The organism is uncultured Psychromonas sp. (genome assembly GCF_947489755.1).
Taxonomy (GTDB): Bacteria; Pseudomonadota; Gammaproteobacteria; order Enterobacterales; family Psychromonadaceae; genus Psychromonas.
This window is the reverse complement of the sequence record NZ_CANLFB010000003.1, coordinates 119,642-134,576: the sequence shown is the minus strand read 5'-3', so window position 1 is coordinate 134,576 and position 14,935 is coordinate 119,642. Positions and strand designations below refer to the sequence as shown.

The window sequence follows — 14,935 nt, the reverse complement described above, 5'->3', positions numbered from 1 at the left end:
ATCAGTTGCTTTGAAATTATGTTAAGTAAATTATGTTAAGTACCGTTTGTGTTAATAAAATTTTCACGGCTAAATTAGCTGCCTAATATAATTAAAGGCAGTGAAAGTAATTGGTCACCTGATTTTGCAAAGTAAAAAATAATACCAATTAATGCCCCTACTGTTAATAAATACCAAGCGGTTGAAAACAATTGCCCATAGCGATCTAAGGGTAATAAATGACTATTAAAACGTGCTCGCCATTCAAATACTATTTCAACACTGCCTATTAATAGTAAAAACCCTAATAATGCTAAGCCTAATACATAGCTAATAAAAACACCTGCAGCAGCACCTAACACACAACCTAATAAGCCAATTTTACTGTTCATAGAAAAACTAATACTTTTTAATATATGTCCACCATCAAGCGGTAAAATAGGCAAAAGATTAAATAAGTTAAGTAATGCATTAAATGTCGCTAGGCCAGCAAAAAACTCACTCCCCGTTAACCAATAAATGATTAAACACACTAATGACATGATGAGTCCAAACGTCGGCCCCATAATCGAAATCACCACATCTTGCCAACGGGTGTTAATTTTTTCATCGGATACCGCGAGCCCACCAACAAAGGGAATTAAATAAATGCCCTTAGTTTTCATACCAAAATATTTCATAGCACGAATGTGCCCATATTCGTGAAAAACCAAACAAGCGATTAATGCAGCAGCAAATTGAAACGAGAAAAACCAGCTGTAAGCAGCAACACTTGCACCAGCTAATACCACTTTAATGATTTTGGCGCTTTTAAATAGCTTTAGTGCTAATGAGCCTAATCCAAGAAGACTTATTTTTTTAGGCTCTGACGCCACTTTTATAGGCGTTTGTTGTTCGATATCTTTTTCATTTCGTGAGTCTTCTTTTATTAATTGCCCATTTTCATAAAAAGAATAATTAAGTGAAAATGGCTGCCATACCAGATCTACATTTAATTGGCATTTTATAGCCACGCTTTCTGATTGCTCCCCATCAGGCGTTAAAGGAAGTTCATTTGCAGCTTGTTGAAGTAATTCAAATTCATGACTTTTGTTGCCTTGAGCAAATTCACTTGCTGTAATCTGAGAAACAATTTGTTCTCCCCAATACAGTTGCTGCCAACCAGCCATTGATGCTTCAAGTCTAAGCGTTTTTCCGTAATATTCTAATTGTAATAATTCCATGTTTTTTCCTTTTGAGTCGGCGCAATTATGACAGAGTTTAAAAAAGCTGACTATCAACTCATTGCATCAAAACATCCTTATTTCTCACTATCAATTATCGCCTTAACCCGTATACTAAGCGTTTTTAGTTTTACCACTCCATAATAAGAGAGAAGCACCATGACTCAGAATATTGCTGCATTAGAAAAATTCCAAGATGACGTTAAAGAAAGTCAAGTTTTATGGGCACTACAAGATAAAGCAAGTGGTGATTGGGTTGTAATGGATTCAATGAGCTATGAAGAAACTGAAGTAATGCCTTTATGGTCATCTGAAGCGTTAGCAAAAACACACTGTATCGAAGAATGGGAAGATTATACGCCAGCTCCTATCGCTTTAGCTGATTGGTTTGAGTTTTGGTTAGAAGATTTAGTTGAAGATGATGTAATTGTCGGCCTGAACTGGGTTGGCGATGAAGATGATCTTGAATTAGGTTTATCAGAATTTACTGAAGCGCTTGGTCAAATCGAAGCATTATAACTGACTATCCCTTACAGGGATCAGTTAAACTATTACAGATTAAAAGTGTGTTGGCTTTTTTTACTTACCTTATTCTTATTAAAAATTAAGAACTGAAAGTTAAAAACGAATGCACTTATAATTTATTTCAATTCCTCTACTTCTTAATTATTGTGCCAAATTACTATGTCAGAAAATATATCGTCAGAAAATAAATCTGAGTCTCACTCAACAATACGTACTATGATCGCCCTTACTAATCCTAAAAGCTCATCTAACGTTGGTGGCGCGATGCGTGCAGCAGGTTGTTATGATGCTCAAAAAGTTGTTTATTCTGGCGATAGATTTAATCGCGCAGTCCGTTTAGCCGCAGATACTCAAAAAGTCCACGAAATAGTCCCATTAGTACATTACGATGATTTATTAACGGCATTAGAACCGGGTATGAAGTTAGTCTGTGTTGACTTAATTGAAGGTGCCATTCCATTACCTAATTTTGAACACCCTGAAAATGCGATGTATTTATTCGGTCCGGAAGACGGCACGATCAAACAACAAGTGATCAACAAAGCTGATGCAGTAGTTTACATTCCAACCATTGGTTGCATGAACTTAGCAGCTTCTGTCAATGTTGTTCTTTATGACAAATTAGCAAAATCTCAACAGCATCAATTAGATAATGATCTGATTAAAAACAGCCGTGATAAAAACAACAAAATTAAAGTGAAAGAATTAAAATACAAAAATAATATGATAAAAGCAGCTAAAAAATTAGAAAGAGAAAAATTTAACGCCAATAATTAAAGATATAATTGAATATAAAAATTTAATCGGTGGCTGACCATCGATCGTTCCTTTAACTTTTGATTAGTCGTTACTCAATATTGCTTTTAATCATATATAACCTCATCATTAATAATGAGGTTATTAATCATGTAATTTAGAGTAAAGCCTCTGTTTCATCTTTCCTTTCACGTAATATACTTTGAACTAAAAATTATAATTTTTCCTAAGAAAATGATTCCCAGACATATCAATATAACTATTTAAAATTAATCAAATGGTGTCCATTTTCATCGTTCATTAATTCACCTTTTTTATCTATTGTATTAATAAATAAACTATTTTATAGATATTGACGAAACTCACATCCATTCTTTTTTATAATAATCCCTCCATTCATTATATAACTGACATTTATTCCTCGTATAAAACAAGAGTGAGATCAAGGCATTAAACTTACTTATTAACAATGATCTTTTGTCGATATATTTTACACATATTTTTATTTAGACTGCATTTTGGATTGTACAACCCATTTGACTTTATTTTAAGTTGACAGTTGGTTGATTTTTATGTGCTTTATTTAATTGGAATATTTTATGCTTAATATTTAATCGAAAACAGCAGTTAAGTTTTTTTAATTAATAGAACTCAACATAAGGATATAAAATGAAACCTATAATTTATGCAATAAGCGGTGCAATGATTTTATCAGTAAGCACAGTTCATGCGACCTTTATTGGCGCATCTAATGGTGACCTATATGATTATGATGTTGTCACTAATAATTCAACTTTAATTGGTAATTCTGGAGTCATGTATGATATTGCACTAAGTACTTCAAATATATTATATGGTGTAACAAGTGGTAACCAGCTTTATTCCATCAACCAAACGACGGCATCCACGACTCTAATCGGAAGTGTGGGCGCGAGTGTAAATGGTTTAACATTTGCCAGTGATGGGACATTGTACGGCAGTGGTGGTAATGGGTTATATTCAATCAATACAACTACTGGCAGTGCCTCTTTAATAGGAACAGGATCTTATTATTCTTCTGGTGATATTTCTTTTGATGATTTAGGTAATCTTTACCTGTCATCTTCAACTGGCGTAAATGGTGATAGCCTTTGGTCATTGAGCACGGCAGATGGTAGTGGTACATTGATTGGTTCAACTGGGTACTCTTCTGTATATGGATTGAATTACCTTAATAATACTTTGTATGGGTTTACTTACTCCGGTGCCACTCTTTCTTTGGATACAACCACTGGAGTCGGTACCTTTTTATCTCAAAATAATATTAATACCAATGGCGCGGATGGTGGAGGAGCAGTTGTTAATGTACCAGAACCAACATCAATACTTTTATTTGGGCTAAGTTTGGCTGGTTTGGGATTTTATCGTAAAAAGCCAAAAGTTTAATCTTTATTTAAAGTAAGCATCACATGATTAAATATTATTTTTAACCATGTGATGCCCGACTATGCATTTTAAATAGGTTAGGCGGTATTATTCATTTCCTACCAACTACAATTTATGAATAAGACTTATAATTCTATTTATTAACACTGATATTCACATTTCTGCTCTATAATAATACTGCATGAATAATTTATCGTTAAATTTCTATTAAAGATGCTCCTCAGCAAACTCAGCTAAACGGCTTCTCATCACACCATTCAGAAATATATTAGCACTGCCTTCGAAATCTTTAAATCGCTCTACGATATAAGTTAACCCGGATGTGACAGGTGTAAGATAGTTACTATCAATTTGAGCAAGGTTCCCTGAACAGACTATTTTAGTGCCCTCCCCACATCGTGTAATAATTGTTTTCAATTGCGACGCGGTTAAGTTTTGACACTCATCGAGCAAGACAAAGCTATTTTGGATACTCCGACCACGCATGAAATTGACAGATTTAAATTGGATATTAGCTTTATCCATAATGTAATTAACAGAGCTGGTGCTGCAATTATCGTTTTTATGCAGCACTTCTAATGTATCGGTGACCGATGCTAACCAAGGCATCATTTTTTCTTCTTCCGTTCCAGGTAAAAAACCAATATTCTCGGCAATATCAGGTGTATTACGTGTCACAATAATCTTATCGTATTGTTTATTTTCAATCACTAATTCAAGTGCAGCGGCTACCGCTAGCAAGGTTTTTCCGCAACCTGCCGGCCCCGTTAGAATAACTAAATCTACTTTGGGATCTAATAATGCATTAATTGCCATACCTTGATATATATTCTTTGGTGTAATGCCCCAAGCCTGCTGATTCATTAAACGATCATAACCGATGTCTAATAACTCAACTTCATCTTTAAAGTGGTCAGTGATTTTTCCAACAAAATCGTTTTTTTCATCGACCACATATTGATTCGTATACGGGTTATGTATTTTGTCTGATTTTAATTGATGGTAAGTATCTTCACCACGATTAAAGGTTTCACATTCTTTGATATTATCCCAAAATAGTCCTTCTACTTTTTGATAACCTTTACTTAATAAATCAACATCACCAATGACTTGATCGGTTCTATAATCTTCTACAAATTTAAGTCCCGCTCCTTTGGCTTTGAGGCGCATATTAATGTCTTTAGTCACTAAAACAACTTTAGCAGGAGCTTTGCTTTTCTGTAGATATAATGCAGCGTTGATAATACGATTATCGGGCTCGTCCTCACTAAAAGACTCCTGCACAAACGAAGCATGATGGTCAGCAAAAATAGAAATAACACCGCCTAGCTGAACACCTTTGTGGTCTATCTCTACTCCTTGGCTAATTTGCTCTGTCGTCGCATCTTGAAAAAGTTGCTCTAAGCTCCGAATCGCTACACGAGCGTCCCGGCTAACATCTTTTTGCCGATCTTTAATTCTGTCTAATTCTTCTAATACTGTCATAGGAATGACAACGTTGTGTTCTTGAAAGGAATATAAAGCTAAGGGTTCATGTAATAAAACATTGGTATCTAGTATATAAAATTTACGTGCTATATCTGTCATGAATAATTCCTCTGAGTATGATGTTGCAGTGGAGTTTTTATATAAACAGTAAGTTATTACGCTTTTATGACATTACCATCTTTTACAAAAGCATCATAAAAGTCCAACAATAAGTTATTTATCTAACATTTTTTTAAAAAATCGGTTTCGTAAATGAATATGCAGCGTATAATTGAACTCTAAGTATAAATCAGCAATTTATTGATTTAATTAAACGAATAATATTATTTGTTACTATTTGAATAATCATTAAGTGTATAAATAAAAAGGTGTGATAAATGAGTACTGTTCTTGAATTGGTAAAAAACACTCGCCGTAAAAATAAACTAAAGCGTGAAATCATTGATAACGAGAAAAAAATCCGTGATAACCGTAAACGTGTAGATCTATTAACAAATTTATCTGAATACATCACACCTAATATGAGTCATGCAGATATTGTTAATATCATCAAAAACATGCAATCTGACTATGAAGATCGTGTTGACGATCACATCATTACTGGTGCTGAATTATCAAAAGAACGTCGTGAAGTGAATAAACAAATCAATGCTTTTAGACGCCCAGAATCAACTAAATAATCGTTTTATTCTGCCCTAACATTGATTAAAAAAGATAGCTTAGCTATCTTTTTTGCTTTTATGTCTTTCATTTTTGTAGCTGGTATTTAATTGACTCTCATTCCCTCTTCTTTACACTCCTTAAAAATAAATCATATTGATATATGGTTTATTGAGCCTCATCGATTATCAACTGAAGCAATGGTATCATTATGCGCTTTGCTAAGTGATGAAGAGACACTTAAGCTTCAACAGTATAAGAACAAAGCGGCACAACATACCGCGACAGTTTCTCGATCACTATGTCGCTTAATATTATCCAAATATACTAATACCGATCCCAAATCCTTAAAATTTATACGTAGTCAACACGGTAAACCTGCGTTAGTTAATAATATAAATAATCTACGCTTTAACCTAAGTCATAACAATGAACTCATTATCATGGCCATTTGTGTTAACGATGAAATTGGTTGTGATATAGAAAGCCCAACACGAAAGATCAGTATTGAACCAATTAGTCGACGTTATTTTGCAAAACAAGAACATGAAGCTCTTTGTTATTTACAGGGTAAAGAAAAGCAGCAACGTTTTTTTGAAGTATGGACATTGAAAGAAGCCTTTGTAAAGGCAACGGGGATTGGAATCGGTTTAGGGTTAGATAGCTTTTACTTTGATCTTAATAATCGCCTTTCGAATAACATTAAGGTCAATTTTAATCACCATTACACGTTAGATGAAAATTCATCTTGGCAGTGTCACCAGACAATGTTTAATGAACAATCATTAGCGATATGCCGAGCCAGTCAACAAAAACAAACTATTCAATATTTTGATGCTAGCCATCTAATAAATATTTAAAAAGACAGCTTCAACAAAAAAACTATCATATAAAAACAATAAACCCTACTCTAAATCTATAAACTCAACGGCAGCAGAAAGGTTACCATCTTCAGATTTAATAACACGCAACAACTTAGCCGTTGCATTTAATGGTGGGAAACGCTTATCTTCAGTACTAAGGTGAATAGTCACCTCATCGCCTTCATTTAACTCAGTTGTTTGAAGCGAGATTCGCATGCCTGTACTGCTTAAATCACTACAAACACCATGATAGGTTTTTTCACCTTTGATTATCTCAATAGGTAAATTAATTTCCATTCGATGAAATGAGCGCTGTTCATTTTGTGCAAAAATCATAATTATCCCTTTTTTAAAGTACCAAAATGACTTAAAAATAACATTTCTGCAAGTTTGAAATAGTAATTATCACAAGTTTGAGAGAAACGTAACATTGCATAATAGTAATTAACCTCAGTTCCGAATATCAAAAGCAATACAACACCGCTATTTAAGTGACTTTCTACATTAAATTATTGCCCAATAACCCGTTATGACTTCAATAATTTGCCTTGCTCTACGCACAACTAGCAGTATTGTATAATAAAAAATTATAACCCAATTATTTTAAATGGACTTTCTATTTGGTTAAGCAGAGTTGAGGTTAATTAGCTGAATATGGATAATGATGTCAACTAAGTACTTAATCAATAAACTGAGCACTTAATGCATCAACTAAGTACTTAATCCGTCAACTAAGTAATAACGTCGCTCTATTAATTAATAATTTATCTATAAAGCTATATCAACAACGCTAAAATTTCATTGGGGATCGGTTGCAGCTGTTTATCTTTATCTAAACAGACCATTTCGATATCCCCAATCACTGCTGGTCGAGTCGCATTAGGACGCCAGACTTCTTGTCGCCATAATGTTTTATATTTACCTTCAATGATAAGACTGGTGCGAATATCACATACTTCGGCAAACTCGACCCCTTCTTGAAAGATCATATTAGCCTTATAAACAGCAAAGCCGATCCCTTGCTCAGTCCATAACCGATTTAACAATTGACTATCAATCACATGTTCACGCGCACGTTCAAAATATTTTAAAAAATTAGGATGATAAACCACACCTGAATGATCTGTATCTTCATAATAGATCTGCACGGGGTGATGATATATTTTATTACTCATGTAAATCTAACCTGCTTTGATTTAATAACATACAGCGAACACTTATGTTTTTTCGTATTTGACAAAGCCTGTCTATAGCATTGATCATTACTTTAAAAACATTACTTTAAAATATTAATTTAAATGATAGCAAAACCAATTAACTTTATTCATTTAAGTCATAAGTGACTGATCATTATATCACTTATATTGTCTCTACAGATATCATATTCCACATTAAGCAGTCTGAAGAGCAAAAGCACTTAATTTAAGTACCTTATATTCAATGAATAATTAGCTTATTTTAACGACAGGTTTCATAAATAAGGGATATAGCGAGCAGTATGATATTGGGAATAGTAAGTTATCAAAAGTTATTTTTAATAAAGCAAGTTGTTATAAATCGATGTATTACTACTTAGCTTATTAAGCAACACATCGATTTTCATTATATGTTTCAATTTATTAGCGCAGATTATCGCTGGCTAATTTAAGGGGCTTCAATAGGAATAAGAATCTCATTGCGTCTTAAGAACCAAAGCGTAAATGGGTCATTATAACGAGCCCAAATAGGTTCACCTATGACTTGGTAACCCTTTTTACTTATCCAGGTTTGTAATTCACTTTTATTCTCTTTATATAATTCTTCACTCCAAAAACCAGAGTATTCAATAGAAGCGATAAACCGTTCAGGTACTTGTTTTAATACAACCTGACTATCATTAGGTTCGGGAAGCGTCTTATAAGATGAAGACGCAGGCATCATAAAACTAACAGCCCAACGATCGTTAATACTTTGCTGCCCGACTGGTGATGTCATATCGATTTTTTCGCCTCCGGTTTCTTGGCTAACTGATGCCGTCATATCGATGTTTTGTTTAGCAGTATTATTACCAGAAATATATTTAAACAAACGTTGAAATGCTTCAATTCCTGCCTCTTCAAATTCACTATCTACGAGGGTCTCAGCAACAATATGAGGTTGATAATGTCGTACTTGAAAATCGTTTTCTTGATGAATAACTTCATATTTAGCTTCTTCTGCCGCCATTGCGCCTCCGGTGCTTATTGTCGTAAAAGTGATTACCAATAAAACGTTCACTATATTTTGCTTTGCATATTTCATTAACATTAGCCTTAAATTGATCACTTTAATTCAACTAAAAAATTTTTAGATTGATACTTTTTTAACCTCAATAAAGTTTAAATACGAATATAAAACTCAAGCAGATCACGCTGCACGCTACAATATTCATTTAGATACCGATTAGCGTTCAAAAACGTACTAACGTCGATATAAGGGTAAAATTTTATCTAACTTCTATTCTTATCGCGGTATGCTAGCCAATCAATACAAACAGTTTTAAAGTCACAGTCACATTACTTATTAACAATGAGCTTTAGCAGAGCGCAATTAGGGAGTTTCAATTGACCACCCACATAAACATTCACTTCGTTAATGCTATTGAAAATATCAATGAGAATGATTGGAACAAGTTAAACAACTCAACCTGCCCTTTTCTTCACTATGATTTTTTTAAGGCACTTGAGAATAGTCAATCCGTTAGTTCTCAGCAAGGATGGCAGCCCCATCACTTAGTCGCAAAAGCAGAGGATGATGTCCTAGCAATTATGCCAATGTATTTAAAAAGTCACTCATGGGGTGAGTATGTTTTTGATTGGGATTGGGCAGATGCATTTAAAAGATACAACATTGATTATTACCCAAAATTGGTGGCGACGATTCCTTTTACTCCTGTCAATAGTGATAAATTATTATCACCAGATCTAGACTTATGTGATGTGTTTGAACCGCTCATACAATATTGCGAACAAGAACAAATTAACAGTTGGCATTTATTGTATTGCGATCAGATTAAAACAACATTACCTGAAGATGTTTATCAGCGAAATACCGTACAATTTCATTGGTTTAATCGTCATTATAAAAACTTCGATGACTTCCTTAATACTTTCACATCACGTAAAAGAAGAAGTACACGTAAAGAAAGACTATCTGTGGCTCAACAAGGCATTAACATTCGACGATTGCTAAGTCATCAAATCACACAGAAAGACTTAGATTTCTTTTATTTAACCTATCAATTAACCTATTTAAAACGAGGCCACCAGCCTCATTTAAATGCCACGTTTTTTCAAGAAATAGTCAGTAAAATGACAGGTAATATATTATTAATGATCGCAGATAATGGCCAAGAAGATATTGCCTGTGCATTATTTTTTTATGATGACTCCCAGCTATACGGGCGTTATTGGGGGTGTACTGAATACTATAATAATTTACATTTTGAACTTTGTTATTATCAAGGAATAGAGTTTTGTATTGAAAATAACCTAACAAGCTTTAATCCAGGTACTCAGGGTGAACATAAAATTCAAAGAGGTTTTGAACCTATCCTCACTTACTCTTATCATTGGATAATGCATCCTAGCTTTAAAGATGCGATCAAAGATTTTTGTCAACAAGAGCAAAGCCATATGCTAATCTACCAAGCACAATGTCGTGAATTCTTACCCTTCAAAAAATTAGATTAAAAATGACTAATAAACCTTTTTCCCAAGCATCTGACAATAACAAACAACCTATCCTCACACTGTTAACGTCTCTATTCGCGTCTAATAAACATGTATTAGAAATTGGTTCAGGGACAGGACAACACGCGGTTTTCTTTGCTCAACATTTAGCACACTTGACTTGGCAGACTAGTGATTTACTCATCAATCATAATGGCATTAATGAATGGTTAGATGAAAGTAATTTAGTGAATGTTGAAAAGCCTATCGTCGTCGATTTAAATGAAGATTGGCCCATTCCAAACCAAGCATTACCAATAGATGCACTGTTTACTGCGAATACATTACATATAATAAGTTGGCCATTAGTGATTAAATTCTTTGAAGGTATTGCAAAAAATTTAACTGATAGCGCTCACGTTTGTATTTATGGCCCTTTTAAATATAAAGGAAAATATACTAGCGACAGCAATGAAAGTTTTGATTTGTGGCTAAAAGAAAGAGATAAAGACAGCGGCATTCGTAACATTGAAGACATTTTAATGTTGGCTAGCTCAGCAAATCTTAGTCTAATAAAAGATCACGTAATGCCTGCTAACAATCAATTATTGTACTTTCGAAAAAATGCTTTAAAAAGCAAGGTAAACAGTCACTTATAATCCATTCTAACCACACATTAACATACGTTTTTTCAGTGCACTTATCCGTACAACAACTCAATGTTAATGTGTTTCCTCTTTCCAATTTTGCCTATTCTATCATTAAGCTATCGCCACATTTTAAATGTCAGATTAACCTTCAATAAAAATAACATTAACCTATTTAACGATTTAGACTTAGAAAAGTAGTAAATATGTACTAAATAAGTAAAATAATAATCACATTAGGAGAATGTAACCTAAGAAAACATCTGAATTATTATTTATATTAATAATCCAATACCATACTATTCGACAAAACCTCAGTGAGATCAAAAACATGAAGGAATCGGAAAAATTTACTATCCGTGTTAATTTTAAACCACAACAAAATAGTCTCACTGAGGATGAAAAAAAGTACCAATACCGCTGGGGGAGAATAATTGGGTGTTCTCTATTAGTGTTTATTGCCATCGGCAGCACTATTTATTATGGATCTTCTTATTTATCTCAAGATAATACTGATGATAATCACACAGCAATGGCTCAAACCAGCAATGCTGATTCAACATCAAACACTTCTCAACCACCTGCAATAGAAAATGCTATTCCAGCAGCAACACCCCACATAGCCAACGAGACAGAAGTACCACCAGCACAAGCTCGATTAGAAGATGCAACGATTGAAAATATCAATGTCGATACGATACCTGTTAATACAAAAGAAAGTGAGCTTTCAAAGATCACATCAGCTATTACAGATAATACATCAGCAGCCTTAAACACTGTGGCAGCTAATGTACCTGAAACAGAAACTAATAACTCAATGATGCCGTTCACTCAGGTTAAAACAGAAATACTCTCAGAAGCTGTTACTCGTTTTATAATTGCTCAAAATGTAATAGCGAATGAACCAGTAGGTACTATCAACGACATTGTTTTTGATAATAACATTGCAACAATCTATGCATTCTCTCAAGTTGATGATTCAAAAAATACCACGCTCTATTATCAATGGAGTTTGAATAATGAAAATATTGCGAAAGTACGCATAGGCGTGATAGGTAACCGTTGGAGAAGTCACTCTAGTAAGTTTATTCAGTCAAACATGCACGGCCAGTGGAAAGTTGAACTTCAAAACCAAAACGGTGACGTACTTGCAACAAGTCAATTTAAATACTAGGTTTATCAGTAACGATTTGTAATTAATAAACAAATAAAACATAAAGGAATATTGATAATGAAACCTAGCCTGCATGTCGTGATTGTATTGTCCCTTATTTCATTTATGGGCTTGGCTATAGCAGAACAGTCATTAACAGTTACGGCCAGTGCTTATACTTCAACAAGAGGAGAGACTGACTCGACTCCCAATCAAGCAGCGTGGGGAGATATACTCAAGCCAGGTATGAAGTCTATTGCGGTATCGAGAGATCTAATTAAACTTGGGCTCTCTCATCGACAAGAAGTCCGGATTAAAGGCTTCGAGGGGACATTCCGAGTATTGGATAAAATGAACAAACGCTGGAAAAATAAGATCGATATTTACATGGGCAAAGATGTTCAAAAAGCACGAGAATGGGGAAAACAGCAAGTTGTTATATATTGGAGCAATGATAAATAACCACTCATTACCAGCCTCATGACTACTTGAGTTCTAGACTTTATAAAGTGACAAGCAATCGGTTAACCCAACATCAGCTTTAAATAGGTCAAAGCCGTTTTCGCATCCGCTTTAATATTGTTTCAGTATCAAGCTGAGCTTGGTATTGCTCATAATCGAGTCCTTTAGCAAAAATATATTTTGTCAGCAATATTCTCACTTGTTTCAATAAAATATCAGCATCCCAATTCGATTCGTAAAAACGATTAATATGCGCAACATTAATCGCATTAATTAACACTTCTTTAGAGGTGTCATTAGTAATTAGTATTCTTTTGGTATGATCAAACCGAGTATCTTCTGCTATGACGTCTAACAATTGTATTGATGTATCAGCGCATTCAGTGAGCCCCGATACTAATATCGCCACTAAGTCCCCTTGTCTATCGATACTATCTAACTTAGTTAACGCTTCATCTGCTGAATGACATTGAGAAAAGGTTAAACATTCAATCAATGGTGCGAGATCATGTAAAAGTTTAAATGTCACTTCACTATCTTCATCGACACAAACAAGATGTAATTTATCCATAATTTACCCTTTACGTATAAAGTAGATATCAGTGCTAAATTCGGCCTAAAAAATTTAACACCCAAACAACAACAAAGCTGAGCAATACACCTGAGAACCCGACAATAATACCAACCTTAGCCATATCATTGGTTTTTATGTGGCCAGTAGCATGTGCTAAAGCATTAGGTGGCGTACTAATAGGCAAAGCCATCCCCAGTGAAGAGGCAAAGGTAACCACTAATATCAACGCAACTTCGCCACCCAATGGCGCAAGAGACTCCATTGATACTCCTAATGCTGCCATCATAGGTAATAACAAGTTTGCTGTTGCCGTATTAGACATAAAATTAGCCATTAACCAACTCATAAACGTCGCGCCTATTAACACCGCATAAGGCGAAAATGAATCAAAAGGAATACTGTAAACAATCAGCTCAGCTAAACCACTTTTATCTAATGCTAAACCCAGTGCAATACCACCAGAGACTAGCCACAGTACATCCCATGAAATTTTCTTTAAATCGTCTTTAGTAATGATCCCCGTCATTAAAAAAACAGTCACTGGAATCATAGCTACCGTATAAGAATTCATTCCATGAACAGAGCCCATCAGCCACAAGAGAATAGTCACAACAAATATGACATAAACTAATAATGCTTTCGGTGTTTTTAAAAACTCGCCTTGAATATCTAATTCAATTTTCTGTTGATTAGCAGGAAACAGTTTATTAATAACGCCCCATGCAAAAATCATCATTAACACTGCAAATGGAACACCAAACGCCATCCATTCACCAAAGGTAATGCTATCGACGCCCTGTAAATACTTTAAGGCAATCGCATTTGGTGGCGTACCAATAGGCGTACCTATCCCGCCGATATTAGCAGCAAGAGGAATACATAACGCAAAAGCAATACGACCAGGATCTTTAGGGCTAAATACAGCAATAACTGGCGCTAAAATAGATAACATCATGGCAGTCGTCGCAGTATTTGACATAAACATCGAAAACATTCCCGTTATTAACATCAACCCGAACATCACGTAACGAGGGTTATTTCCAAAGGGACGAAGTAGTACCCTTGCTAAATTAACATCTAAACGAAATTTTGTAGCGGCAATCGCTAAAAAGAATCCACCTAAAAATAGCATAATAATTGGGCTAGCGAACGTAGCCATAATATCAACGTGATTTATCACAACACCATATTGCGCCGTTCCCTCTGAACCACGAAAAAATACAATCGCTTTATCGGACACTAAAAACAATTCAAGAGAAATAATAGCAACAGATGTGGCATAGATAGGGATGGGCTCTAATATCCAACTCAGTGTGGCAAACACAAAAATAGCGGCAATACGCTTTTGAACAATGGTCATTCCTTCAAATGGAAAAGCAGATAAGGGTAAATAGAGAATGAATAAGGGTATGGCTATTGGCAATATATACTTCAAATACTTATGCATTTAAGCTTCCTCAATAATCATCCGTTTAAGGCTATTATTGATAA

16 protein-coding genes are annotated in these 14,935 nt (G+C 34.5%); 9 read left to right on the top strand and 7 right to left on the bottom strand.

Going from position 1 to position 14,935, the window contains the following annotated elements; all coding sequences use genetic code 11:
• Nucleotides 1-74: 74 nt before the first annotated feature.
• Nucleotides 75-1,202 (bottom strand): site-2 protease family protein, encoded by a 1,128-nt coding sequence (locus Q0794_RS02880; protein WP_298940010.1) that lies wholly within the window; start codon nt 1,200-1,202, stop codon nt 75-77.
• A 159-nt stretch (nt 1,203-1,361) separates the two neighbouring features.
• Between Q0794_RS02880 and Q0794_RS02875 the strand changes: the two genes are divergently transcribed.
• The 3 genes from Q0794_RS02875 to Q0794_RS02865 all read left to right on the top strand — a co-directional run bounded on the left by Q0794_RS02875 (nt 1,362) and on the right by Q0794_RS02865 (nt 3,908).
• The gene (locus Q0794_RS02875) at nt 1,362-1,721 is read left to right on the top strand and encodes a DUF2750 domain-containing protein (protein WP_298940009.1); all 360 of its coding nucleotides are present in this window, start codon (nt 1,362-1,364) and stop codon (nt 1,719-1,721) included.
• A 165-nt stretch (nt 1,722-1,886) separates the two neighbouring features.
• Nucleotides 1,887-2,504 (top strand): RNA methyltransferase, encoded by a 618-nt coding sequence (locus Q0794_RS02870; RefSeq protein WP_298940008.1) that lies wholly within the window; start codon nt 1,887-1,889, stop codon nt 2,502-2,504.
• Nucleotides 2,505-3,152: 648 nt separating this feature from the next.
• Nucleotides 3,153-3,908 carry a PEP-CTERM sorting domain-containing protein gene (locus tag Q0794_RS02865; RefSeq protein ID WP_298940007.1) on the top strand — a complete coding sequence of 252 codons (756 nt, stop codon included), beginning with the start codon at nt 3,153-3,155 and terminating at the stop codon, nt 3,906-3,908.
• A gap of 207 nt (nt 3,909-4,115) precedes the next feature.
• Here Q0794_RS02865 and Q0794_RS02860 read toward each other — a convergent pair whose 3' ends face one another.
• The gene (locus Q0794_RS02860) at nt 4,116-5,495 is read right to left on the bottom strand and encodes a PhoH family protein (RefSeq protein WP_298940006.1); all 1,380 of its coding nucleotides are present in this window, start codon (nt 5,493-5,495) and stop codon (nt 4,116-4,118) included.
• Nucleotides 5,496-5,773: 278 nt separating this feature from the next.
• Here Q0794_RS02860 and Q0794_RS02855 point away from each other — a divergent pair, with 278 nt between their 5' ends.
• Both Q0794_RS02855 and Q0794_RS02850 read left to right on the top strand, forming a co-directional pair.
• Nucleotides 5,774-6,076, top strand: coding sequence for a DUF496 family protein (locus Q0794_RS02855; RefSeq protein WP_137297402.1), 303 nt, complete (start codon nt 5,774-5,776; stop codon nt 6,074-6,076).
• Between the two features lie 90 nt (nt 6,077-6,166).
• A complete protein-coding gene (locus tag Q0794_RS02850) occupies nt 6,167-6,916 on the top strand; it encodes a 4'-phosphopantetheinyl transferase superfamily protein (RefSeq protein ID WP_298940005.1) in 750 nt (249 codons plus the stop codon).
• Between the two features lie 45 nt (nt 6,917-6,961).
• On the opposite strand, the gene Q0794_RS02845 is transcribed toward Q0794_RS02850, so the two are convergent.
• The 3 genes from Q0794_RS02845 to Q0794_RS02835 all read right to left on the bottom strand — a co-directional run bounded on the left by Q0794_RS02845 (nt 6,962) and on the right by Q0794_RS02835 (nt 9,199).
• Nucleotides 6,962-7,255: a PilZ domain-containing protein gene (locus Q0794_RS02845; RefSeq protein WP_298940003.1), complete on the bottom strand. Its 294-nt coding sequence runs from the start codon at nt 7,253-7,255 to the stop codon at nt 6,962-6,964.
• A 440-nt stretch (nt 7,256-7,695) separates the two neighbouring features.
• The gene (locus Q0794_RS02840; RefSeq protein ID WP_298940002.1) at nt 7,696-8,094 is read right to left on the bottom strand and encodes a thioesterase family protein; all 399 of its coding nucleotides are present in this window, start codon (nt 8,092-8,094) and stop codon (nt 7,696-7,698) included.
• Nucleotides 8,095-8,563: 469 nt separating this feature from the next.
• Nucleotides 8,564-9,199: a heme-binding protein gene (locus Q0794_RS02835; RefSeq protein WP_298940001.1), complete on the bottom strand. Its 636-nt coding sequence runs from the start codon at nt 9,197-9,199 to the stop codon at nt 8,564-8,566.
• A 302-nt stretch (nt 9,200-9,501) separates the two neighbouring features.
• On the opposite strand from Q0794_RS02835, the gene Q0794_RS02830 reads away from it, so the two are divergent.
• From Q0794_RS02830 to Q0794_RS02815, 4 genes are all read left to right on the top strand, one after another.
• Nucleotides 9,502-10,629 (top strand): GNAT family N-acetyltransferase, encoded by a 1,128-nt coding sequence (locus Q0794_RS02830; RefSeq protein ID WP_298940000.1) that lies wholly within the window; start codon nt 9,502-9,504, stop codon nt 10,627-10,629.
• 2 nt (nt 10,630-10,631) lie between these two features.
• On the top strand, nt 10,632-11,267 hold the full coding sequence (locus Q0794_RS02825) for a DUF938 domain-containing protein (protein ID WP_298939999.1): 636 nt from the start codon (nt 10,632-10,634) through the stop codon (nt 11,265-11,267).
• A gap of 319 nt (nt 11,268-11,586) precedes the next feature.
• A complete protein-coding gene (locus tag Q0794_RS02820; protein WP_298939998.1) occupies nt 11,587-12,429 on the top strand; it encodes a DUF2914 domain-containing protein in 843 nt (280 codons plus the stop codon).
• Nucleotides 12,430-12,486: 57 nt separating this feature from the next.
• On the top strand, nt 12,487-12,870 hold the full coding sequence (locus Q0794_RS02815; protein ID WP_298939996.1) for a hypothetical protein: 384 nt from the start codon (nt 12,487-12,489) through the stop codon (nt 12,868-12,870).
• An 88-nt stretch (nt 12,871-12,958) separates the two neighbouring features.
• Here Q0794_RS02815 and Q0794_RS02810 read toward each other — a convergent pair whose 3' ends face one another.
• Both Q0794_RS02810 and Q0794_RS02805 read right to left on the bottom strand, forming a co-directional pair.
• Nucleotides 12,959-13,441 (bottom strand): hypothetical protein, encoded by a 483-nt coding sequence (locus Q0794_RS02810; protein ID WP_298939995.1) that lies wholly within the window; start codon nt 13,439-13,441, stop codon nt 12,959-12,961.
• A gap of 34 nt (nt 13,442-13,475) precedes the next feature.
• On the bottom strand, nt 13,476-14,891 hold the full coding sequence (locus tag Q0794_RS02805) for an SLC13 family permease (protein ID WP_298939994.1): 1,416 nt from the start codon (nt 14,889-14,891) through the stop codon (nt 13,476-13,478).
• Between the last annotated feature and the right edge of the window lie 44 nt (nt 14,892-14,935).